General features: G+C 73.9%; 17 protein-coding genes. 8 read left to right on the top strand and 9 right to left on the bottom strand.

What is annotated here, in order from left to right:
• Positions 1–125: 125 nt before the first annotated feature.
• Together AC3ERT_RS33400 and AC3ERT_RS33395 are read left to right on the top strand one after the other, a co-directional pair.
• Positions 126–920, top strand: coding sequence for an Fpg/Nei family DNA glycosylase (locus AC3ERT_RS33400; RefSeq protein WP_435178661.1), 795 nt, complete (start codon positions 126–128; stop codon positions 918–920).
• A 90-nt stretch (positions 921–1,010) separates the two neighbouring features.
• On the top strand, positions 1,011–1,547 hold the full coding sequence (locus tag AC3ERT_RS33395; protein WP_335972626.1) for a type 1 glutamine amidotransferase domain-containing protein: 537 nt from the start codon (positions 1,011–1,013) through the stop codon (positions 1,545–1,547).
• Between the two features lie 67 nt (positions 1,548–1,614).
• Here the strand turns inward: AC3ERT_RS33395 and AC3ERT_RS33390 are convergent, their stop codons facing one another.
• Positions 1,615–2,541: an NADP-dependent oxidoreductase gene (locus tag AC3ERT_RS33390; RefSeq protein WP_435178659.1), complete on the bottom strand. Its 927-nt coding sequence runs from the start codon at positions 2,539–2,541 to the stop codon at positions 1,615–1,617.
• A 145-nt stretch (positions 2,542–2,686) separates the two neighbouring features.
• On the opposite strand from AC3ERT_RS33390, the gene AC3ERT_RS33385 reads away from it, so the two are divergent.
• Positions 2,687–3,046, top strand: coding sequence for a hypothetical protein (locus AC3ERT_RS33385; protein WP_435178657.1), 360 nt, complete (start codon positions 2,687–2,689; stop codon positions 3,044–3,046).
• Between the two features lie 125 nt (positions 3,047–3,171).
• Here the strand turns inward: AC3ERT_RS33385 and AC3ERT_RS33380 are convergent, their stop codons facing one another.
• A complete protein-coding gene (locus tag AC3ERT_RS33380; RefSeq protein ID WP_435178655.1) occupies positions 3,172–3,393 on the bottom strand; it encodes a hypothetical protein in 222 nt (73 codons plus the stop codon).
• Between AC3ERT_RS33380 and AC3ERT_RS33375 the strand changes: the two genes are divergently transcribed.
• The gene (locus AC3ERT_RS33375) at positions 3,386–4,216 is read left to right on the top strand and encodes an iron-siderophore ABC transporter substrate-binding protein (protein WP_435178653.1); all 831 of its coding nucleotides are present in this window, start codon (positions 3,386–3,388) and stop codon (positions 4,214–4,216) included. The two genes, AC3ERT_RS33380 and AC3ERT_RS33375, sit on opposite strands and share 8 nt — an antisense overlap.
• Complete coding sequence (locus tag AC3ERT_RS33370; RefSeq protein ID WP_435178651.1) at positions 4,153–5,169, top strand: erythromycin esterase family protein; 1,017 nt, start codon at positions 4,153–4,155, stop codon at positions 5,167–5,169. Before AC3ERT_RS33375 ends, AC3ERT_RS33370 begins: the two co-directional genes overlap by 64 nt.
• Positions 5,170–5,187: 18 nt before the next feature.
• On the opposite strand, the gene yicI is transcribed toward AC3ERT_RS33370, so the two are convergent.
• The 4 genes from yicI to AC3ERT_RS33350 all read right to left on the bottom strand — a co-directional run bounded on the left by yicI (position 5,188) and on the right by AC3ERT_RS33350 (position 10,846).
• Positions 5,188–7,530, bottom strand: a complete 2,343-nt coding sequence (gene yicI, locus AC3ERT_RS33365) for an alpha-xylosidase (protein WP_435178649.1) — start codon at positions 7,528–7,530, stop codon at positions 5,188–5,190.
• A gap of 93 nt (positions 7,531–7,623) precedes the next feature.
• Entirely contained in the window at positions 7,624–8,976 is a 1,353-nt protein-coding gene (locus AC3ERT_RS33360; protein ID WP_435178647.1) for an ABC transporter substrate-binding protein, read from the bottom strand.
• A gap of 77 nt (positions 8,977–9,053) precedes the next feature.
• Positions 9,054–9,929, bottom strand: a complete 876-nt coding sequence (locus tag AC3ERT_RS33355) for a carbohydrate ABC transporter permease (protein WP_435178645.1) — start codon at positions 9,927–9,929, stop codon at positions 9,054–9,056.
• Positions 9,926–10,846, bottom strand: coding sequence for a carbohydrate ABC transporter permease (locus AC3ERT_RS33350; RefSeq protein WP_435127367.1), 921 nt, complete (start codon positions 10,844–10,846; stop codon positions 9,926–9,928). The genes AC3ERT_RS33355 and AC3ERT_RS33350 overlap by 4 nt, the downstream gene beginning before the upstream one ends.
• A gap of 283 nt (positions 10,847–11,129) precedes the next feature.
• Between AC3ERT_RS33350 and AC3ERT_RS33345 the strand changes: the two genes are divergently transcribed.
• Together AC3ERT_RS33345 and AC3ERT_RS33340 are read left to right on the top strand one after the other, a co-directional pair.
• The gene (locus AC3ERT_RS33345) at positions 11,130–12,587 is read left to right on the top strand and encodes a GMC oxidoreductase (protein WP_335972655.1); all 1,458 of its coding nucleotides are present in this window, start codon (positions 11,130–11,132) and stop codon (positions 12,585–12,587) included.
• Positions 12,588–12,608: 21 nt separating this feature from the next.
• Positions 12,609–13,511 (top strand): sugar phosphate isomerase/epimerase family protein, encoded by a 903-nt coding sequence (locus AC3ERT_RS33340; protein WP_435126811.1) that lies wholly within the window; start codon positions 12,609–12,611, stop codon positions 13,509–13,511.
• A gap of 222 nt (positions 13,512–13,733) precedes the next feature.
• On the opposite strand, the gene AC3ERT_RS33335 is transcribed toward AC3ERT_RS33340, so the two are convergent.
• From AC3ERT_RS33335 to AC3ERT_RS33325, 3 genes are read right to left on the bottom strand one after another with little or no spacing between them, the layout of a single operon-like run.
• Positions 13,734–14,942: an ROK family protein gene (locus tag AC3ERT_RS33335; protein ID WP_435178643.1), complete on the bottom strand. Its 1,209-nt coding sequence runs from the start codon at positions 14,940–14,942 to the stop codon at positions 13,734–13,736.
• Positions 14,927–15,973 carry a sugar phosphate isomerase/epimerase family protein gene (locus AC3ERT_RS33330; protein WP_435178641.1) on the bottom strand — a complete coding sequence of 349 codons (1,047 nt, stop codon included), beginning with the start codon at positions 15,971–15,973 and terminating at the stop codon, positions 14,927–14,929. Before AC3ERT_RS33330 ends, AC3ERT_RS33335 begins: the two co-directional genes overlap by 16 nt.
• Positions 15,970–17,145 carry a Gfo/Idh/MocA family protein gene (locus AC3ERT_RS33325; RefSeq protein WP_435178639.1) on the bottom strand — a complete coding sequence of 392 codons (1,176 nt, stop codon included), beginning with the start codon at positions 17,143–17,145 and terminating at the stop codon, positions 15,970–15,972. Before AC3ERT_RS33325 ends, AC3ERT_RS33330 begins: the two co-directional genes overlap by 4 nt.
• A gap of 71 nt (positions 17,146–17,216) precedes the next feature.
• Between AC3ERT_RS33325 and AC3ERT_RS33320 the strand changes: the two genes are divergently transcribed.
• Positions 17,217–19,265, top strand: a complete 2,049-nt coding sequence (locus AC3ERT_RS33320; protein WP_435178637.1) for a beta-galactosidase — start codon at positions 17,217–17,219, stop codon at positions 19,263–19,265.
• Positions 19,266–19,270 lie beyond the last annotated feature (5 nt).

The following is a 19,270-nucleotide window of genomic DNA, read 5'->3' as shown; positions in this document are numbered from 1 at the left end:
CCGACACGTACGGGCCGTTTCGGCGGGTGTGCGGGCCGCTCCGGAAGGTGCGGGCGTTTCGGACGGTGCGGGCGGGCAACCCGGAGTGCGGCACGTCCACCCGCGGGCGGGAGGGAGAGCCGGGCATGCCCGAACTGCCGGACGTCGAGGGGTTCCGCCGGACGCTGGACGCGTGCGGGCGGGGCCGGCGCATCGAGAAGGTGCACGTCACCGATCGCGGGGTGCTGCGCGGGGTGAGCGAGCGGGGGCTGCGCGGCGCCCTGGAGGGCCGCACGCTGCGCGCGCCGCAGCGGCACGGCAAGTGGCTGATCGCCCGCACCGACGGCGGCCCGGCGCTGCTGCTGCACTTCGGCATGACCGGCCGGCTGCTGTGCTGCCCGCCGCGGGACCCGCCGCAGCGGTACGACCGGGTGCGGCTCGATCTCGGCGGCGGGCGCGGGCTGCGCTACCAGGACCAGCGCAAGCTCCAGGGGCTGCGGCTGGCCGCGGACGAGGCGGAGGTCGAGCGGGCGCTGCGCGGGCAGGGCCCCGACGCGCTGTCCGTCGGCCGGGAGGAGTTCGGCGGCCTGCTGCGCCGGCGCCGGGCGACCCTCAAGGCGGTGCTGATGGACCAGTCCGCCCTCGCCGGGCTCGGCAACCTGCTGGTCGACGAGATCCTCTGGCGGGCCCGCCTGTCCCCGGCCCGCCCCGCCAACACCCTCACCGACGAGCAGGCCCGCGCCCTGTACGCGGCGATGCGCCGCACGCTGCGCCTGGCCGTGCCCACCGGGCGGGTGCCCGGCCGCCGCTCCTGGCTGACCGGCCGCCGGGACGACGCCGACCCGCGCTGCCCGCGCTGCGGCACCGGCCTGCGCAGGCGGCGGATCGCGAGCCGTACGACGGTCGACTGCCCGCACTGCCAGCCCGAGCAGGGGCGATGACCGCCGGGGCTCGTTTTCGCCCGGCCGGGGTGGGTAGCCGCAGGGGTGACCGCGCCGGACCGGGCGATTGCGACGAGAGGGTGTGATGTCGTGCGTGCCGCTTTCCTGACCGCTACCGAAGGTGTCGAGCAGGTGGAGTTGACCTCCCCCTGGCAGGCGCTGGCCGAGCAGGGGGTGACGCCGTCGCTGATCGCGCCCGAGGCGGGTGAGGTGCAGGCGTTCGACCACCTGGACAAGGCCGACACCTTCCCGGCCGACCTCACCGTGGAGGAGGCGTCGGTGGACGACTTCGACGTGCTGGTGCTGCCCGGCGGGGTGGCGAACCCGGACGCACTGCGCCAGGACGCGAAGGCGCTCGACCTGGTGCGCGGGTTCTTCGCCGCGGGCAAGCCGGTCGCGGCGATCTGCCACGCGCCGTGGACCCTGATCGAGGCGGACACGGTCCGCGGCCGCACGCTCACCTCGTGGCCGAGCCTGCGCACCGACCTGCGCAACGCGGGCGCGACCTGGGTGGACGAACGGGTCAAGGTGTGCACGGCCGGCCCCAACGTCCTGATCACCAGCCGCCGTCCGGACGACCTGGACGCGTTCAACCGCACGGTGCTGCACCAGCTCGGCGCGGCCTGAGCCGCGGGCCGCCCGGGGGCGGTGTGCTGTTCAGGGCAGGCGTGCCGCTCAAGGACCAGGGTGCTGCTCAGGGCAGCAGGACGACCTTGCCCAGCGGGTGGTCGTGCTCGAGGTGGGCGAAGGCCGCCCGGACCTCGGCCAGCGGGAAGGTGCGGCTGATCGGCACCTCGATGCGGCCGCTCGCCGCGGCTTCGGCCAGTGCGCCGAGCACCTGGGTGCTGGTGCCTTGGACGCTGCCCTGCGCGCGGGTGCCGAGTGCCTTGGCGGCGGCGTAGTCGAGGGTGTTGATCCGGTGCGGCGGCACCCCCAGGGCCAGCGCGGTCCGCGGGTCGTCGCCGCCGTGGAAGTCCAGGAAGGCGTCCACGGTGCCGGCCCCGTCGCTCTCGACGGCCCCGCGCAGGCGCTCGGCGAGGCCGTCGCCATACTCGACGAGGGTGGCGCCCTGGGAGGCCAGCCAGTCCCGGTGCCGCGAGGAGGCGATCGCGAAGACGCGGGCCCGGCGCAGCCGCAGGAGCTGGACGGCGAAGCTGCCGACGCCGCCGGTGGCGCCGCTGACCACGACGTTCTCGCCGGCCTGCGGGTCGACGGCTTCGACCGCCGCGTGCGCGGTGCAGCCCGCGACGTAGAGCGCGCCGGCCGCCGCCCAGGGCAGCGGGTCGGGCTTGCGGACGAGCTGGCCGGCCGGGACGACGACGTACTCGGCGTGGCTGGAGCGTTCCCAGGACCAGCCGATCACCTCGTCGCCGGGCGCCCATCCGGTGACGTCGGCGCCGATCGAGGTGACGGTGCCGGCAAGGTCGCTGCCCTGCCCGGAGGGGAAGGTCGCGGGGAAGACGTCGTGCAGCGCGCCGGTCCTGATCTTCGCCTCGCCCGGGTTGATGCCGGCGGCGCGCACCCGCACCATCACGTCCTCGGGGCCGAGCGGGCGCGGTGCGACGTCCTCGACGCCGAGGACGTCGATGTCCCCGTAGCGGTGGAAGCGGACGGCTTTCATGAGCGGACCTCCGTGACGGCGGACTGACGTTCCCACCCTCCGCCGGGCGCGACCATCTGTCCAATGCATGATCGCCATACCTGCTATGCGCATGGCGTATGTCAACCGTCCTCGAACCGACCGCTCCCGCTGCCACACTGCGTCCGTGCATACCGACCCGGCCGGCGCCGCCGCCGCGCGCCTCCACCTCGGCCTCAGCCGCGGCGAGGTGCGCGCGGCCGACGTGACCGCCCTCGCCTGCGAGTTGTTCGACCTGGGCCACCCGGGTGCGGCGGTGCGGGAGGCCATGGAGTGCGTCCCCGCCCGCCTTCCCGCCCCCGATCTGGCCGGCCTCGCCCGGCGCCTGCTCGCCGAGACCGGCTTCGACCCGGACTTCGACCTCGCCCCGGGCATTTCCGCCGTCAGCGGGGGACGACGTCGTGCAGGCGGTGGCGGCCGTGGCCGCGCTGCTCCAGGAGGACGTGATGGAGCGGACGTGGCGGGTGTGGCCGGTGTGTGCGACTGACGGGGTCGGGCTGCACCCGGTGGTGCAGGAGGGGGGTGCCGTCTGGTGGTGTGCGGCGGGGGGTGGGCATGAGGCCGCGGTGGTCGGGGGGTTGGGGGCGGGCCGGAGCCAGGCTTAGGTTAGGTTTACCTTATGAGAAAGTGGGCCTTGCGCATTCTTCCCGCCGCTGCCGTGGCGTTGTCGCTCGCCGTGGCGGGCTGCTCCAGCGACTCGAAGGGGTCGTCGTCGGACGCGGCGGCGTCGTCCGGCGGGACGTCGTCCGCCGACGCGTCGGCGTTCCCGGTGACGATCGACTCCTCCGTGGGGAAGGCGACGATCCCCTCGCAGCCGAAGCGGGTGGTGACCATCGGCTGGGGCAGCCAGGACGTGGCGCTGGCCCTCGGGGTCGTCCCGGTCGGCATGCAGGACATGAGCGGCGACACCGGCGACAACACCGGCATCCTGCCCTGGGACACCGCCAAGCTCGGCGGCGCGAAGCCGACCCTGCTGAAGTACGTCTCCGACGAGGTGCCCTACGAGCAGATCGCGGCGCTGCACCCGGACCTGATCCTCGCGGTCGACTCCGGGATCACCGCGAAGCAGCAGGCGCAGCTCAGCCACCTCGCGCCGACCGTCGGCTACCCGGGCAAGCCGTGGCTGACGTCCTGGCAGGACCAGCTGGAAGTGGTCGGCAAGGCGCTGGGGAGGTCCACGAAGGCGGCCGCGCTGGAGAAGTCGACGGACAAGCTGATCAGCGACGCGAAGGCGGCCCACCCGGAGTTCGCGGGCAGGACCGTGGCGTTCGGCTCGGGCACCGCCGCCGACAACTACAACCTCTACCTGTCCACGGACTCCCGCGTCGAGCTGCTGCACGAGCTGGGCTTCACCATCTCCCCGAGCCTGCCGTCCACGGCCGCGTCCTTCTCCGCCCAGGTCAGCCTGGAGAAGCTGGACTCGATCGACTCCGACGTCCTGGTCTCCTGGTACCTCAGCTCCTCCGTGCAGAAGCAGTTGGAGTCCAACGCGCTGTTCCAGCGGATGCCCGCGGTCAAGCGCAAGGGGTACGTCCCGCTCACCGACCCGGCGATGGTGTACGCCACCAGCGCGGTGTCGGTGCTGAGCCTGCCGTGGATGCTGGACCGCTACCTGCCGCTGCTGAGCGCCGCCGCCAACGGGAAGGCGTCGTCCTGACCGGGCCGTTCACCGGTCTGCTGGACGAACTGGCCGACGGCGTACGGGTCCTGGGCTGGGCCGAGGGCATCCACGTCCGCGCGCAGTACCTGCGGGCCCGCAACGCCGTCGTCCGCCACCTCGTGGCACGGCACGGCCTGCGGGCCGTCGCCGCGGAGACGCACTTCGCGCTGTCCCGGCCGGTGGACGCCTACGTGCGCGGGCTGGGCCCGGCGGAGCCCGCCGCGGCCGTGGTGCGCGGCGTCTGGTCGTGGTGGACCGGTGCCGCACTGCGCGACAACCTCGCCCTGCTCGCCTGGCTGCGCCGGCACAACACCGGGCGCGCCCCGGCCGACCAGGTCCGCTTCTACGGCCTGGAGATGTACGGCGCCGCCCCCGGCGACGACGCCGCCGCGGGGCCGTACGCGGAGCCGGCGGACGTGCGGCACGCCGCGCTCCTGCACCGGCGGCTGGCGGCCCACCGCGCGGCGGGCGGCGACCACCGCGACCTCGCGGTGCGCGACGCCGCGCAGTACCTGACCTTCCAGGAGGTGGCCCGCCGCCACCCGTACGGGCCGATCCTGGTCTTCGAGCAGACCGAGCACCTGGACCGGCGCGTCCCCGGCTCCCTCGGCGAGCACCTCGCCCGGCAGGAGTACGGCCCCTTCCGCGCGGTCGGCGCGGTGTGGCGCGAGGGCGACCCGGCGGTGCGCTACCCGCTGGGCCGCTACCGGGAGTTGAGCCGTCACCTGGCGCGCGCCGCGGCGGAGCGCTCCCCCGGCCTGCTCCCCGGCCCCGCGGGCACCGCGGCACTCGACCTGCGCCCGTACCGGACGCCGCACCGGGGCCCGGCCGTCCCCGCGCTGGCGGACGCGGCGACCGCCTTCGACGCCGCCCTGTACGCGCCCGCCCTCAGCCCCGCCCCGACCCTCGCGGACGCGCCGGACCCCCCGGACGTACCCGCCGCCCCGTAGGTCCGCGCCCGCGGCTCCTCACCGCGCCGGGGCCAGCTCCACCGCACCGGTGCCGCCGGGCAGGCTGACCAAAGTGCCCTCGCCCGTCCGCTCCCACCGCGCCGCCGGGTCCGCCGGCACCGCGGCGAACTCACCGGCCAGCAGCACCTGCCAGGGCGCCACCGGCCCGGCCGCGGCCCGCGCGGTGATGTGCACCCGGTCGCCCTCGCGGCGTACCACGAACGCGGCGGCCTCCTCGCCGTCGAGGCCGGGCACGCGGACGGTGTGCTCGCCGTCGCCGCCGCCGGTGTGCACCCGCAGGGTGACGCCGTCCGCCCACGCGGTGTCGGGCCGGTCGGCCGCCGCGCCGAGCGGCAGCACCGCGCCGGGGCGGACCAGCAGCGGGAGGCTGTCGAAGCCGTACCGCTCGCGCCGCCAGCCCGGGCCCTGCACGGTCTCGCCGCTGAGCAGGTGCGTCCACCGGCCGGCCGGGACGTAGTACTCCACCTCGCCGTCCTCGGTGAGGACCGGCGCCACCAGCAGGTCGGGGCCGAGCATGTACTGCCGGTCGAGCCCGGCGCAGGACGGGTCGTCAGGGAACTCCAGCACCATCGGGCGCATCACCGGCACGCCGGTGCGCGACGCCTCGACGGCGGCGCCGTACAGGTAGGGCATCAGCCGGTTCTTCAGGCGCGCGAAGTCGCGCGCCACGGCCACCGCCTCCTCGCCGAACTGCCACGGCACCCGGTAGGAGGTGCTGCCGTGCAGGCGGCTGTGGGAGGACAGCAGCCCGAACGCGAGCCACCGCTTGAACAGCGCGTCCGACGGGGTGCCCTCGAAGCCGCCGATGTCGTGGCTCCAGAACCCGAAGCCGCAGGCGCCCAGCGACAGCCCGCCGCGCAGGCTCTCGGCCATCGAGGAGAACGTCGCGTCACAGTCGCCGCCCCAGTGCACGGGGAACTGCTGGCCGCCGGCGGTCGCGGACCGGGCGAACACCACCGCCTCGCCCTCACCGCGGACCTCGCGCAGCAGCGCGAAGACCGTCTCGTTGTACAGCTGGGCGTAGTAGTTGTGCATGGCCTCCTGGTCGGAGCCGTCGTGCCACACCACGTCGGTGGGCACCCGCTCGCCGAAGTCGGTCTTGAAGCAGTCGACGCCGGCTGCCAGCAGCGGGCGCAGCTGGTCGGCGTACCAGGCGCGGGCGGCCGGGCTGGTGAAGTCCACCAGCGCCATGCCCGGCTGCCACATGTCCCACTGCCACACGCTGCCGTCGGCGCGGCGCACCAGGTGCCCGGCCTGCGCGGCCTCGGCGAACAGCGGGGACTTCTGGGCTATGTAGGGGTTGATCCACAGCGACAGATGCAGTCCGCGGTCCCTCAGCCGGCGCAGCATCGCGGCCGGGTCGGGGAAGGTCCGCGGGTCCCAGGTGAAATCGCACCACTGGTACTCGCGCATCCAGAAGCAGTCGAAGTGGAAGACGCTCAGCGGGATGTCGCGGTCGGCCATGCCCTGGATGAAGGAGGTGACCGTCTCCTCGTCGTAGGAGGTGGTGAAGGAGGTGGTCAGCCACAGGCCGAAGGACCAGGCCGGGGGCAGCGCCGGGCGGCCGGTCAGCGCGGTGTAGCGGCGCAGCACGTCCTTGGGGGTGGGGCCGTGGATGACGAAGTACTCCAGCGCGTGGTCCTCGACGCTGAACTGGACCTCGCCGACGGACTCCGAGCCGATCTCGTAGGAGACCTTGCCGGGGTGGTTGACGAAGACGCCGTAGCCGCGGTTGGTGAGGTGGAAGGGGACGTTCTTGTATGCCTGTTCGCTGCTGGTGCCGCCGTCGGCCTGCCAGATGTCGACGCTCTGGCCGTTCTTGGTGAACGGGGTGAAACGCTCGCCGAGGCCGTAGACCTGTTCGCCGACGCCCAGCGAGAGGCGGCCGACCATGTGGTGGGCGCCGTCGCCGGTGGTGGCGAAGGCGGTGCCGCTGGCTCCGGAGGAGGTCAGCACGCGGCCGTCGGCGTCGCGGAAGTCGATCCGCCAGGGCGCCGCGGTGTCGATCCGGGCGGTGAGCTCGCCGCTGGTCAGCTCCACCACGGAGCCGTCCTGTACGGCGCGGGCTCCGCTGTCGGGGTCGGTGTGCAGCGCGAAGCGGGGGCCGCGGCGGACGCCGCCCTCGTGGTGGACGCTGCGCACGCCGATGACACCCTCGGCCGGCGACCACAGCTCGACCCGGATCAGGGGCGCGTTGAGGGTGTCGCCGCGGGTCCGCACCTTGCGCACCGCGGCGTGCAGGGTGATCCGGCCGTCCTTCGCGCGGACGTCCTCGACGCCGGTCGCGTACGAGGCCGCGACCCCCTCGCGCAGGAGCCAGAACCCGTCGGTGAACTTCATGCGAACCTGCCTCGTGGAAAAGATGGTGGGACCGGGCGTGCCGCGGGCCCGGCCGGAACAGCGGTTCCGGACGGGCCCGCGCGGTGTCCGGCACTAGTCGACGCTGAAGCCCTGCGCCTTGGCGTAGCTGACGATCTTCTTCTGCCAGGCCGCCAGGCCGTTCTTGAGCGAGGTTCTGCCGGCGAACGCCTGGCCGACGGTGTCGCTGTAGACGCTGTTGGCGTACGGCTCGAAGGGCAGGTACTGCCAGCCGGCCGGGGCGTGGGCGGACGCCTGCGCGTACACCTGGTTGACCTGCTGGCCGCCGAAGTAGGTGCTCTTGTCGCCGAGCCAGCCGGCCGAGGTGAGGGTGCTGTTCAGCGCGGGGACCTGGCCGGCCTGCACCCAGATCTTGTTGGCGGCCGCGCTGGTGGTCATCCAGCGGACGAACCCGGCGGCGGCGAGCTTGTTCTTGCTGCCGGAGGGCACCACGAGACCCGATCCGCCGCTCTGCGAGCTGTCGCTTCTGCCCGCGGTGTACTGCGGGATCGGCGCGACGCGCCAGTCACCGGACGCCTTGGGCACGTGGGTCTCCAGGGCCGATCCGCCCCAGGCGCCGGCGACCCAGGTGGCGTAGGTGCCGTCGGCCATGCCGGTCAGCCACTCGTTGGACCACTGGGCGGTCTTGCTGTCGATCAGGCCCTTGCTGAGCAGTCCGCCCCACATGCCGGCGTAGGCGGTGCTGCCGGCGTCGGCGAGGTCGACGGAGAGCTTGGAGCCGGAGGAGGAGAAGGGCTTGCCGCCGGCCTGCCAGATCATCGCGGCGGTGCCGTTGCCGTCACCGGCGTCGGCGGTGATGTACTTCGAGGCGTCGGCCTGGTGCAGCTTCTGCGCGTCGGCGGTGTACTCGGCCCAGGTGGCCGGCACCTTCAGGCCGTACTTCTTGAAGACGTCGGCGCGGTAGTACAGCACCAGCGGGCCGGAGTCCATCGGCACCCCGTACACGCCGCCGTCGAGGGCGACCTGCGACCAGGTCGAGGCCGGGAACTGCGAGGAGAGCCCGGACTGGCCGTACTTCGACAGGTCGGTGAGCGACTTCTGGAGCGCGAACTGCGGCATGGCCAGGTATTCCATGTAGGCCACGTCGGGTACGCCGGAGCCGGCCTTCACCGCGTTCTGCAGCTTGGTGTACTCCACGTCGCTGCCGCCGACGTTGCTGACCTTGACGGTGATGTCGGGGTACTGCTTCTCGAACGCCTTCGCCAGTTCGCCGGCCTGCGGGGCCCACGACCAGAAGGAGATGGTGGTCTTCTTGTGCAGGGCCGCGTCGATGTCGGCCTGGGTGGCGCTGCCGCCGCCCGAGCCCGATCCGCTCGACGAGGAGCAGCCGGTCAGGGCCAGGCCGATGGCCAGCCCGACGGAGGCCGCGGCCAGGACCCGGCGACGTGCGGTTCTTCTGAACGCCATGACTTTCTCTCACTTTCACCGGAGGACCCGGATTCCAGGCCGCTGGCACCGCGGCCGGGTTTGTCGCCGCCCTGGGCCTATTCCTTGACGCTGCCGGAGACGAGTCCGGCTTCCCAGTAGCGCTGCAGGACGAGGAACACCACGATGGTGGGGATGATCGACAGCAGCGATCCGGTGAGGATGATGTTGTCGATGGGGTGGCCGCTGGCGGTGACCGCCTGCTGGTTCTGCATGCTCCAGTTGTTCAGGCCCACCGTGATCGGGAACCACTTGGTGTCGCTGAGCATGATCAGCGGCAGGAAGTAGTTGTTCCAGGCGGTCACGAAGCTGAACAGCAGCACCGGCACCAGGCCGGGCATCAGCAGCCGCAGCGCGATCGAGCGGAAGATCCGGAACTCGCCGGCCCCGTCGATCCGGGCCGCGGCGAGCACCTCGGCCGGCAGCGCGTCGTCGGCGAAGTACCAGACCAGGTACAGGCCGAAGGGGTTGATCAGCGAGGGGATGATCACCGCCCAGGGCGTGTTGGTCATGCCCAGCTTGCTGAACATCAGGAAGGTCGGGACGGCCAGCGCCGTGGCCGGGATCGCGACGGCGCCCAGCAGCATCGGGAAGAAGACGCGCTTGCCGGGGAAGTCGAACCGGGCCAGCCCGTATCCGGCGAGTGTCGCCAGCAGCGTCCCGCAGCCGGCGCCTATCACCACGTACAGCAGCGTGTTCAGCAGCCACCGGCCGAACTGGCCGTCGGCGTAGGCGAACGTGTCGTGGATGTTCTGCCAGAGCGAGAACTTCCCGGAGAACCACAGGCCGAAGCTGTTCAGCCGGGCGTCCTGGGTCTTGGTGGCGTTGATGAACAGCCAGACGATCGGCACCAGGGTGTAGACCAGGAACAGGCACATCATCAGGGTGAGGACGACCGACTTGCGGCGCCTCGGAGCGATCGCGGTCCGGCTCATCGGGTGCCCTCCCGTCGTGCGCCGCCGAGCTGGATCAGGTACGCGACGAGCATCGTGATCACGCCGATGACGATGGAGATCGCGGCGGCGTAGTTGAACTGCTGCCCGGCGAAGGACAGGTTGTACGCGTACATGTTCGGCGTGTAGCCGGAGGAGATGGTGTTCGGCGCCAGTGTCTTCAGCACGCTCGGCTCGTTGAAGAGCTGGAAGCTGCCGATGACGGAGAAGACCACGGACAGCATCAGGGACTGCTTCATCGCCGGGACCTTGATGTGCCGGATCACCCGCACCCAGCCGGCGCCGTCGATCTCGGCGGCCTCGTAGCGCTCCTTGGGCACCAGTTGCAGCGCCGAGTACATGATCAGCATGTTGTAGCCGACGAACTCCCAGGTGGCGATGTTGCCGATGGCCGCCAGGACGTACCCGCCGGAGAGCGGGTCGGGGATGCCGAGGTGCAGGTCGGAGTTGAGGTTGCCGACCAGCCCGGACTGCGCGCCGTACATGAAGCCCCACATGAGCGCGGCGACCACGGCGGGCACGGCGTACGGCAGGAACAGGGTGATGCGGAAGAGCGACGACAGGTACAGCCGCGCGCTGTCGATCGCGAGCGCCGCGATCGTGGACAGGGCGAGCATCACCGGGACCTGGACGACGAGGTAGACCACGATCCGCAGCAGGGAGTGCCAGAGCTGGCCGTCCGACAGCGCGGTCTTGTAGTTGTCGAGTCCGACAAAAGTCGTTCCGCCGATCAGCCGGTCCTGGAAGAGGCTGAGGTAGATCGCATACAGGACCGGCGCCACCAACACGAAGAGGAAGACCAGCAGGAAGGGCATCACGAACCACAGTCCGGTCCAGTCCCGCCGGGCCCCGTTCGCCCGCGGCGTCCGGCCGAACCGCCCTGACCTGCGCCGCGGCACGCTCACCGGTACCGCGGTGGGGGCGGTCACCTGCCGCGCCCCTCGCCGGCGGCGAGGACACCGGGCCCGACGCGCAGGGCGGCCGGCCGGTCCTCTCCGCAGAACTGCACCTTCATCGCTGAGTCCTCCCCGAAGCGGGCGTGTGATCTGGATTTAATTTGTTGTTGGTGCAAACATGTTTATCAGGCGCCCCCGGGTGACGCAAGCAGTCGGCACACAGCAGAATCCGGCTCTCCGGGCGCCGGGTCGCGGTGACGCGGCCGTACCGGAAGGAAGGAACGGAATGCCCCTCCAGCACATCGAGGTGGCGCGCGACCTCGCGGACGGCGCGACGCTGCGGGCCGATGTCGCGGTCATCGGCTCCGGGGCCGGCGGCGCCGCCGTGGCCGGCGAGGTCGCCCGGCGCGGTCTGACCGCGGTGGTCGTCGAGGCCGGCGGCCGCCCGCACCCGGGCGGCCTGGGCACCCACGTGCGCAACGCCTACCCCGAAGAGGAGCAGTTGCAGAGCGAGTTCGGCCCGGCCGTGCTGGCCGGGCTGACCCCCTACGAGGGGGCCGAGCAGCCGCTGGCGGGCCTGCGCGGGCAGCGCTTCGCCCACGCGGTGGGCGGCATGATGTCGTTCTGGTCCCACGTCTGCGCGGTGCCCGACCACGCCACCGAGGCCGAACCGGGCGTGCCCGAGGACGAGATGCGGGCGCTGTGGCGGCAGGCGGCGGCGCTGCTGTGGTCCAACACCTCGGTCGGCGCGCACGGGGTGCGCCAGCGCCGCCTGACCGAGGCGCTGGCTGCGGCCTTCCCCGGCCTGCCGCCCGGCCGCGAGGTGCAGCCGCTGCCGGTCGGCATGCGGATCGGGGCGGCCGGCTCGCCCGAGTACTCCGGCATCGACGCCCTGTTGACCAGCGGCGACGCCGCCGCCCCGGGCCGGGTGACGCTGGTGCCCGGATACGCGGTGCCGCGCGTGGAGATGGCCGGGTCCAGGGCGCGTGCCGTCCTGGCCGTCGCGGTGGCAGGCGGCGGGCGGCGGACCCTGCGGATCGAGGCCGGCACCGTGGTCACCGCCGCCGGCGCGCTCGGCTCGCCGATGATCCTGCACAGCTCCGGGGTGCGGCCGCCGGCCCTGGGCCGCTACCTCACCGACCACTCCATGGTCAGCTCCCGGGTCCGGCTGTCCCCGGAGGTGCTGGCGGGCATGGGCGCGCGGGACGAGTCGTTCGGGGTGTGGGTGCCCTCCAGCAGCGCCCGGCCGCTGCACACCCAGCTGGTGCCCGGGTGGACCCGGGTGCCGGGCTTCGACGAGAGCGTGCCGGTGCGCGAGACCAGCGACATCGGCCAGTTCGTGGCGGTCGCGCCGCACCCCGGCAACCGGCTGCTCTTCGACGACGAGCACCGCGACGCCTGGGGCCTGCCGGCCACCACCGCCCGCTTCGAGCTGAGCGAGGCCGACCGGGAGGCGATCCGCGCCGCCGCCGCCGACCACGTCCGGGTCGCCGACGCCGTCCGCGACACCTCCTACGGCCTGTCCGTCTCGATCGCGCCGCCCGGCGGCAGCCTGCACCTGATGGGGTCCACCCGGCTGGGCACCGAGGAGACCGGGGTCGCCGACGCGTACGGCAAAGTGTGGGGCACCGACAATCTCTATGTGGCGGGCAACGGCGTGGTCAGTACCGCGACCACCAGCAACCCGACCCTCAACGTCGTCGCGCTGGCGCTGCGCACCGCGCGTGCCGTCGCCGGCTCCTGACGCGACCGGAAGGACCCGCGCATGTCACGTATCGGCCGCCACCCGGTGGCGATCAACCCGCTGCAGTTCATGGCGACGCCCGACGGCTGGTTCGACTTCGGCGCTCCGCCGCCGGCTGCCGAGATCCTCGCCGCCGTGGCCGAGGCCGGGTTCGGCGCCGTGCAGGCGGCGGTGCCCGCCGGGACCGCGCCGCGCGCCTACGCCGACGAACTGGCCCGCTGGGGCCTGGCGGTCGGGCCCGGCTATGTGGCGCTGGGCTGGAGCGAGGACGCCGCGGCGCGCCGCGGGCACCTGGAGCAGGCCCGCACGCAGGCGGCCGCGCTGGCCGCGTGCGGCGCGGACCTGGCGTTCGTCGGGCTCGACGCCGCCCCGGACGGCGCCCGGATGGCACGGCCCGCCGTCGGTCTGGACGCCTGCGACCGGCGGCTCGACCGGATCGCCGCGCATGTCGGCGCGGCCGCGGAGATCCTGGCCGCGGAAGGCGTCACCGCGGCGCTGCACCCGCACGTCGGCACCTGGATCGAGACCGGGCAGGAGTGCGCGCGGGTGCTGGACCTGGCGGGCCCGGCCCTCGGCTTCGGGCCGGACGTCGGGCACCTGGCGTGGGCGGGGGCCGACGTGCCCGGGCTGGTCGGCCGCTACCGACCGCGGGTGGCCGGGCTGCACCTGAAGGACATGTCGCGGGCGGTCGCCGACGAGGCGCGCGCGGCGGGTCTGGACTACCGCGGCACGGTCGCCGCCGGGCTGTGGCGCGAACCGGGCGACGGCGACCTGGAACCGGCCGCGCTCGTCGCCGCGCTGGGTCCGACGGACGACTGCTGGCTGGTGGTGGAGGTCGACCACTCCGCGCTGCCGCCGCGCGACAGCGTCCTGCGGTGCGGCCGCTGGGTGCAGGCGGTGGACGCCGCCTTCCGCGCCGGCTGACACCCGAAGCGCCGGGCCCGCGCCTTCGTGAGGGAAGGCGCGGGCCCGGTTCTGCGGCCTCCCCCGCTGAGCCGCACGCCCCCGCGCGTACGCCCCCGTGGTGAGCGGTCGGAGAGCGGGGCGGCTGTCAGGGGCCGTCCGGTCTCCGACCGCTCACCACGGGGGCGTACGGGGGGCGAGCTTGGTCACGGGCTTCAGGTCGCGGGCCTCACGTCAGGGGCTTCAGGTCGCGGGCCTCAGCGCGGCACGGTCCGCGGCGGGGTCGGCCAGCAGGTCGGCGAAGGCGAGTTCGGCGGTGCCGATCAGCAGCTGGTCGGGGCCGAGTTCGGCGGTGGTGACGGTCAGCGCCTCCCGGTCCGCGCGGATCGCGTCCTGGCCGAGGTCCGTGCCGGCGGGCCGGTTGCGGTACAGGCTCGCCAGGAAGCCGCCGAGGACGACCATGGCCGGGTTGAAGACGTTGACGGCGTTGCGCACGGCGATCCCCAGCAGGTCCAGGTCGTGCCGGACCAGGGCGAGCACCTCCGGGTCCTCGCCGGCCGCGGCCAGCGCCTCGTCCAGCCGCTCGGCCTGGTGCGCCGGCAGCGCGACCGCGTCCAGCAGCGCCTGCTGGGTGACCTCGGCCTCCAGGCAGCCGGTGGCACCGCAGTGGCAGGCCAGGCCCCCGGTGCGGACGAAGGTGTGGCCGAGTTCCCCGGCGTACCCGGACACGCCGGTGATGACCTCGCCGCCGCTGACCACGCCGCCGCCGATGCCGCTGGCGCCGCCGATCAGATAGACCAGGTCGTCCACCCCGCGCCCGGCGCCGAAGGCGACCTCGCCGAACATGCCCAGTAAGGCGGCGTTCGCGGCCTTGACCGGCAGCCCGGTCGCGCTGCCCAGCTCCGCGGCCAGCGGCTCCTCCTGCCACCGCAGGTGGGTCGCGTCGCGGACATGGCCGTCGGAGAGCCGGACCTGGCCGGGCACGGCGACACCGATGCCCACGACGTCCAGGGTGCGCCCGGTCAGCAGGCCGTTTATCGCCGCGGCGCTGCGCGCCACCACCTTCTTCGCGGTGAGGTCGGCGGCGGTCTCGATCCGCCAGCGCTCGATCACCTGGCCGCCGAGGCTGACCAGCCCGACGGTGATCGCGTCGACCTCGGGGTTCACCGTGACCGCCACGGTGCTGCTCGACGGCGTGATGACCGCGCTCGGCCGGCCCTTGCCGGGGCTCGCGGCGGGCCGGCCCTCGACGACCAGGCCCAGGCCCACGAGTTCGGCCAGGCAGACGCCCACGGTGGAGCGGTTCAGCCCGGTGCGCCGGGTCAGCTCCGCGCGGGAGAGCCCGCCGCCGCGGTGCACGAGCGTGAGGAGGGTGGCGAGGTTGTTGCGGCGCAGGTCGTCGGCGGTGCCGCCGGCGGGCCGCCGGGCGCCGCCGTTCACCGGTCGGGGCATGCCGGCCACTGGGTCGTTCCCTTCTCCTCCGGCGCGGGGGCCGGCGCGCCGCCGGGCACCGGCCACTGCAACGACCGTACGTAGGCGAGTGCTTCGGCCGCCCCGTGCGCGCGGTCCATACCCATGTCCTCCCACTCCACCGAGATCGGGCCGGCGTATCCGGCGGCGGTCAGCGCGCGGAACGCGTCCTCCCACGGCACGTCGCCGTGCCCCACCGACACGAAGTTCCAGGCCCGGCGCGGGTCGCCCCACGGCAGGTGCGAGCCGAGCAGCCCGGAGCGGCCGTCGCGCGGGCGCAGCCGGGTGTCCTTGCAGTCGACGTGGTAGATCCGGTCGGCGAAGTCGGTGATGAACACTACCGGGTCCACGCCCTGCCACATCAGGTGGCTGGGGTCCCAGTTGAAGCCGAACGCCCGCCGGTGGCCGAGGACTTCGAGGGTGCGGTGGGCCGTCCAGTAGTCGAAGGCGAGTTCGCCGGGGTGCGGTTCGTGCGCGAAGACCACGCCCTCGTCGTCGAAGACGTCCAGCACCGGGTGCCAGCTGCGCGCGAAGTCCTCGTACCCGGCGTCGACGACGTGGTCGGGGACGCCGGGGAAGCCGACGACGTAAGGCCAGATCGTGGAGCCGGAGAACCCGACGACGCGCTCCACGCCCAGCCTGCGGGCGACCCGGGCGGCGCGCTTCATCGCCTCGGCGGCGCGGGCCCGCACGCCCTCGGCGGCGCCGTCGCCCCAGATGTGCCCGGGCAGCAGGTCGGCGTGGCGGAAGTCGAAGGCGCCGGTGCCGACGGCGTTGCCCGCGGCGTGGGCGGACAGCGCCCACACGCCCAGACCGTGCCGGTCCAGCAGTGCCCGGAAGGAGTCGAGGTAGCCGGGGTCCTCCTCGGCGCGGACCAGGTCGAGGTGGTTGCCGCAGTCGACCTCCAGGCCGTCGTAGCCCCAGGCGGCGGCGTCGGCGGCGATCCGCTCCAGCGGCACGTCGTACCACTGGCCGGTGAACAGCGTGACGGGCCGGGCGGCCGGTGCGGTCATGGGGTGGGGGCTCCTTCGGTGTGCTGTACCGCCGGGTGCTGCGGGGTGGTCGGCGCCGGGGGTGTCTCGGCGATGTCGGTCCAGGTGCCGGACGCGGCGGACGCCACGACGGCCGCGGTCAGCCGCACCATCGCCAACCCGTCGCGGAAGGTGGGCAGTTCCGGGCGCGGCGGCGCGCCGGCGGCGGCGTCGTAGCTGTCGCGGACGAAGGCGTTGAAGGCGTCCTGGTAGCCCATCGGGTGGCCGGCGGGCAGGATCGACAGCCGTGCGGCTTCGGCGGACAGGTGCGGGGTGTCGCGGGGGATGCGGCGCTCGCCGGTCTTGTCGGCGTACCACAGCGCGTTGGGGTTCTCCTGCTCGAACAGCACGTTGGCGTCGGTGCCCGAGACCTCCAGGAAGAGGTGGTTCTTGCGGCCGAAGGCCATCTGGGAGACCATCAGCGACCCGATGGCGCCGCCGTCGAGTTCGACGACGAGGGCGGCGAGGTCCTCGGTGGTCAGCGGGCGGCCCTGCGGGCTGCGGTCGTGGACGGTCCGGGTGACCGCGTTGACCCGGGTGATGCGCCGGCCGGAGACGAACTCCACCAGGTCGCCGAGGTGCGAGCCGATGTCGCCGAAGGCCCGGGACGGTCCGGTCGCCGCGGGCAGGCTCCACCAGCCGTCCTCGTCGTAGGCCAGCCGCCATTCCTGGAGGTAGGCGCCGCGCACCCCGACCAGGGCGCCGAGGCCGCCGGCGGCGGCGCGGGCGCGGGCCTCGACGGCCATCGGGTGGTAGCGGTAGACGAAGGGGACGGTGGCGGTCAGCCCGCGGGCGGCGGCCAGGGCGAGCAGGGCGGCGCCCTGGTCCGGGTCCACCGTCAGGGGCTTCTCGCAGATGACGTGCTTGCCCGCCTCGAGCGCCGCCTCGGCGTAGCCGGCGTGGGTGCCGTTGGGGCTGCACACGTGCACCACGGTGACGTCGTCGTCGGCGAGCAGGTCGTCCACCGAGGCGTACGCCCGTGCCGCGCCGAGGTCGCGGGCGGCGGTGCGGGCCCGCTCGGGGGAGCTGGAGGCCACGCCGTGCAGCGCTCCCCCGGCCGCGCGGACGGCGCGTGCGTGCACGGCCGCGATGAAACCACCGCCGATGATGCCGGCGCGCGGCGCCGGGCGGGGACTGGTGTCGGCTGTCCACATGGGTGCCATCATGGCATAGTTATGTTTGCGGTTCAAACAATTGGGTCCCGGCGGGAGCAAGGAGAACTCGGATGGCGCAAGAAGCGGCGGCGCACCAGGCACCGCGGGAGCCCGGCCCGTTGGAGTGGCCGCAGGGGGGCCTCGCGTTCGGCGGTGACTACAACCCCGAGCAGTGGCCGCCGGAGGTGTGGCCGCAGGACGTGGCCCTGATGCGCGAGGCGGGCGTCACCCTGGTCACCGTCGGCGTCTTCTCCTGGAGCGCGCTCGAACCGCGCGAGGGCCGCTACGAGTTCGGCTGGCTGGACCGGGTGCTGGACCTGCTGCACGGCGCGGGGATCGGGGTGGACCTGGCGACGCCGACGGCGAGCCCGCCGCCGTGGCTGCTGCGCGCGCACCCCGGCATCCTGCCGGTCCGGGCCGACGGCACCCGGCTGGGCGCCGGCGGCCGGCTCGGCTGGTGCCCGAGCAACCCCGACTGGCGCCGCCACTCCCTGCGCATCGTGCGCGCGCTCGGCGAGCGGTACGGCGACCACCCCGCGGTGCGGCTGTGGCACGTCGGCAACGAGTACGGCAACGGCAACCGGATGTGCCACTGCGCGGACTCCGCCGCGCACTTCCGCCGCTGGCTCGCCGCCCGCTACCCCTCGCTCGACGCGCTCAACGACGCCTGGGGCACGGCCTTCTGGGGCCACCACTACGCGGACTTCGAGGAGATCGACCCGCCGCGGGACGCGGGGATGCCGGGCAACCCGGGCCTGGTGCTGGACTTCGGCCGCTTCTCCTCCGACGCGCTGCTGGCGCAGTACGACGCCGAGCGGCAGGTGCTCGCCGAGTTCTCGCCGGACCGGCCGGCCACCACGAACTTCATGGTCGGGGCCGGGCCCCACGTCGTGGACCACAGCCGGTGGGCGCCGCGGCTGGACGTGGTGGCCACCGACCACTACACGACGGCCGCCGACCCCGAGCGGGTGCAGGAGCTGGCGTTCAGCGCCGACCGCACCCGGGGGCTGAGCGCGGGCCGGCCGTGGCTGCTGATGGAGCACGCGGCGGGCGCGGTGAGCTGGCAGCCCAGGAACCTCGCCAAGGAGCCCGGCGAGCTGGCCCTCAACTCGCTCGCGCACGTCGCCCGCGGCTCGGACGGCGCGCTGTTCTTCCAGTGGCGGCAGTCCGCCGCCGGGTCCGAGCAGTACCACTCGGCGATGCTGCCGCACGCCGGCACCCGCACCCGGGTCTGGCGCGAGGTGCGCGAACTGGGCGGCCTGCTGCGCCGGATCGGCGAGGTGGCGGGCAGTACGGTGCCGCCGGCGCAGGTCGCGCTCCTGGTGGACGACGAGTCGGCGTGGGCCTGGGAGGCGGGGCCGAAACCGCACCAGGACCTGCGGCTGGAGCAGGTGGCGCGGCGCTACCACCGCGCGCTGTGGCGGCGGAACGTGCCGGTCGACGTGGTCGCGCCGGGGGCCGCGTGGGAGGGTGCCCGGGTGCTGCTCGTGCCGGGGCTGTACCTCACGGCGGACAGCACCGCGCGCCGCGTCGAGGCGTTCGCCCGGGCCGGCGGCAGGGTCGTGGTGACCTACCTGTCGGGCGTGGTGGACGGCGCCAACCGGGTGCGCACCGGCGGCTACCCGGGCGCGTTCCGGGAGCTGCTGGGGGTGTGGGTGGAGGAGTTCCACCCGCTGCTCGACGAGGACCGCGGCACGCTGGACAACGGCTGGGCGTACGGCCGGTGGAGCGAGCACCTGCACGCCGACGACGCCGAGGTGGTGGCGGCCTACACCGCGGGCGCGCTCGCCGGGCGGCCCGCGGTGACCCGGCGCACGGTGGGCCGCGGCGAGGTCTGGTACGTCTCCGCGGACCTGGACGCCGAGCCGGTGGCGGCCCTGCTGGAGCAGGTCCTGACCGGCAGCGGGGTGCGGCCGGTGGCCGACGCGCCGGACGGAGTGGAGGCGGTGCGCCGGGTCTCGGCGGCCGGGTCGTATCTGTTCCTGCTCAACCACGGCCGGTCCGAGGCGCGGGTCCCGGCCGCCGGCCGCGAGCTGGTCGGCGGCCGGGAGGTCACGGGCGAGGTGGTCGTGGCGGCGCGGTCGGTGGCCGTGGTGCGGGAGGAGCGGCCGACGCGGTGACGGCG

The organism is Actinacidiphila sp. bgisy145 (genome assembly GCF_057708125.1).
Note: the sequence above shows the minus strand (reverse complement) of the source record. Positions and strands in the feature narration are given on the sequence as shown.

Excerpts from the sequence above, each read along its gene's own strand:
- AC3ERT_RS33400 (WP_435178661.1), top strand. The coding sequence starts at position 126 with ATGCCCGAACTGCCGGACGTCGAGGGGTTCCGCCGGACGCTGGACGCG.
- AC3ERT_RS33390 (WP_435178659.1), bottom strand. The coding sequence starts at position 2,541 with ATGAAAGCCGTCCGCTTCCACCGCTACGGGGACATCGACGTCCTCGGC.
- AC3ERT_RS33380 (WP_435178655.1), bottom strand. The coding sequence starts at position 3,393 with ATGGTCACCACCCGCTTCGGCTGCGAGGGGATCGTCGCCTTCCCCACG.
- yicI (WP_435178649.1), bottom strand. The coding sequence starts at position 7,530 with ATGAAGTTCACCGACGGGTTCTGGCTCCTGCGCGAGGGGGTCGCGGCC.
- AC3ERT_RS33360 (WP_435178647.1), bottom strand. The coding sequence starts at position 8,976 with ATGGCGTTCAGAAGAACCGCACGTCGCCGGGTCCTGGCCGCGGCCTCC.
- AC3ERT_RS33355 (WP_435178645.1), bottom strand. The coding sequence starts at position 9,929 with ATGAGCCGGACCGCGATCGCTCCGAGGCGCCGCAAGTCGGTCGTCCTC.
- AC3ERT_RS33345 (WP_335972655.1), top strand. The coding sequence starts at position 11,130 with ATGCCCCTCCAGCACATCGAGGTGGCGCGCGACCTCGCGGACGGCGCG.
- AC3ERT_RS33340 (WP_435126811.1), top strand. The coding sequence starts at position 12,609 with ATGTCACGTATCGGCCGCCACCCGGTGGCGATCAACCCGCTGCAGTTC.
- AC3ERT_RS33335 (WP_435178643.1), bottom strand. The coding sequence starts at position 14,942 with ATGCCCCGACCGGTGAACGGCGGCGCCCGGCGGCCCGCCGGCGGCACC.
- AC3ERT_RS33330 (WP_435178641.1), bottom strand. The coding sequence starts at position 15,973 with ATGACCGCACCGGCCGCCCGGCCCGTCACGCTGTTCACCGGCCAGTGG.
- AC3ERT_RS33325 (WP_435178639.1), bottom strand. The coding sequence starts at position 17,145 with ATGTGGACAGCCGACACCAGTCCCCGCCCGGCGCCGCGCGCCGGCATC.
- AC3ERT_RS33320 (WP_435178637.1), top strand. The coding sequence starts at position 17,217 with ATGGCGCAAGAAGCGGCGGCGCACCAGGCACCGCGGGAGCCCGGCCCG.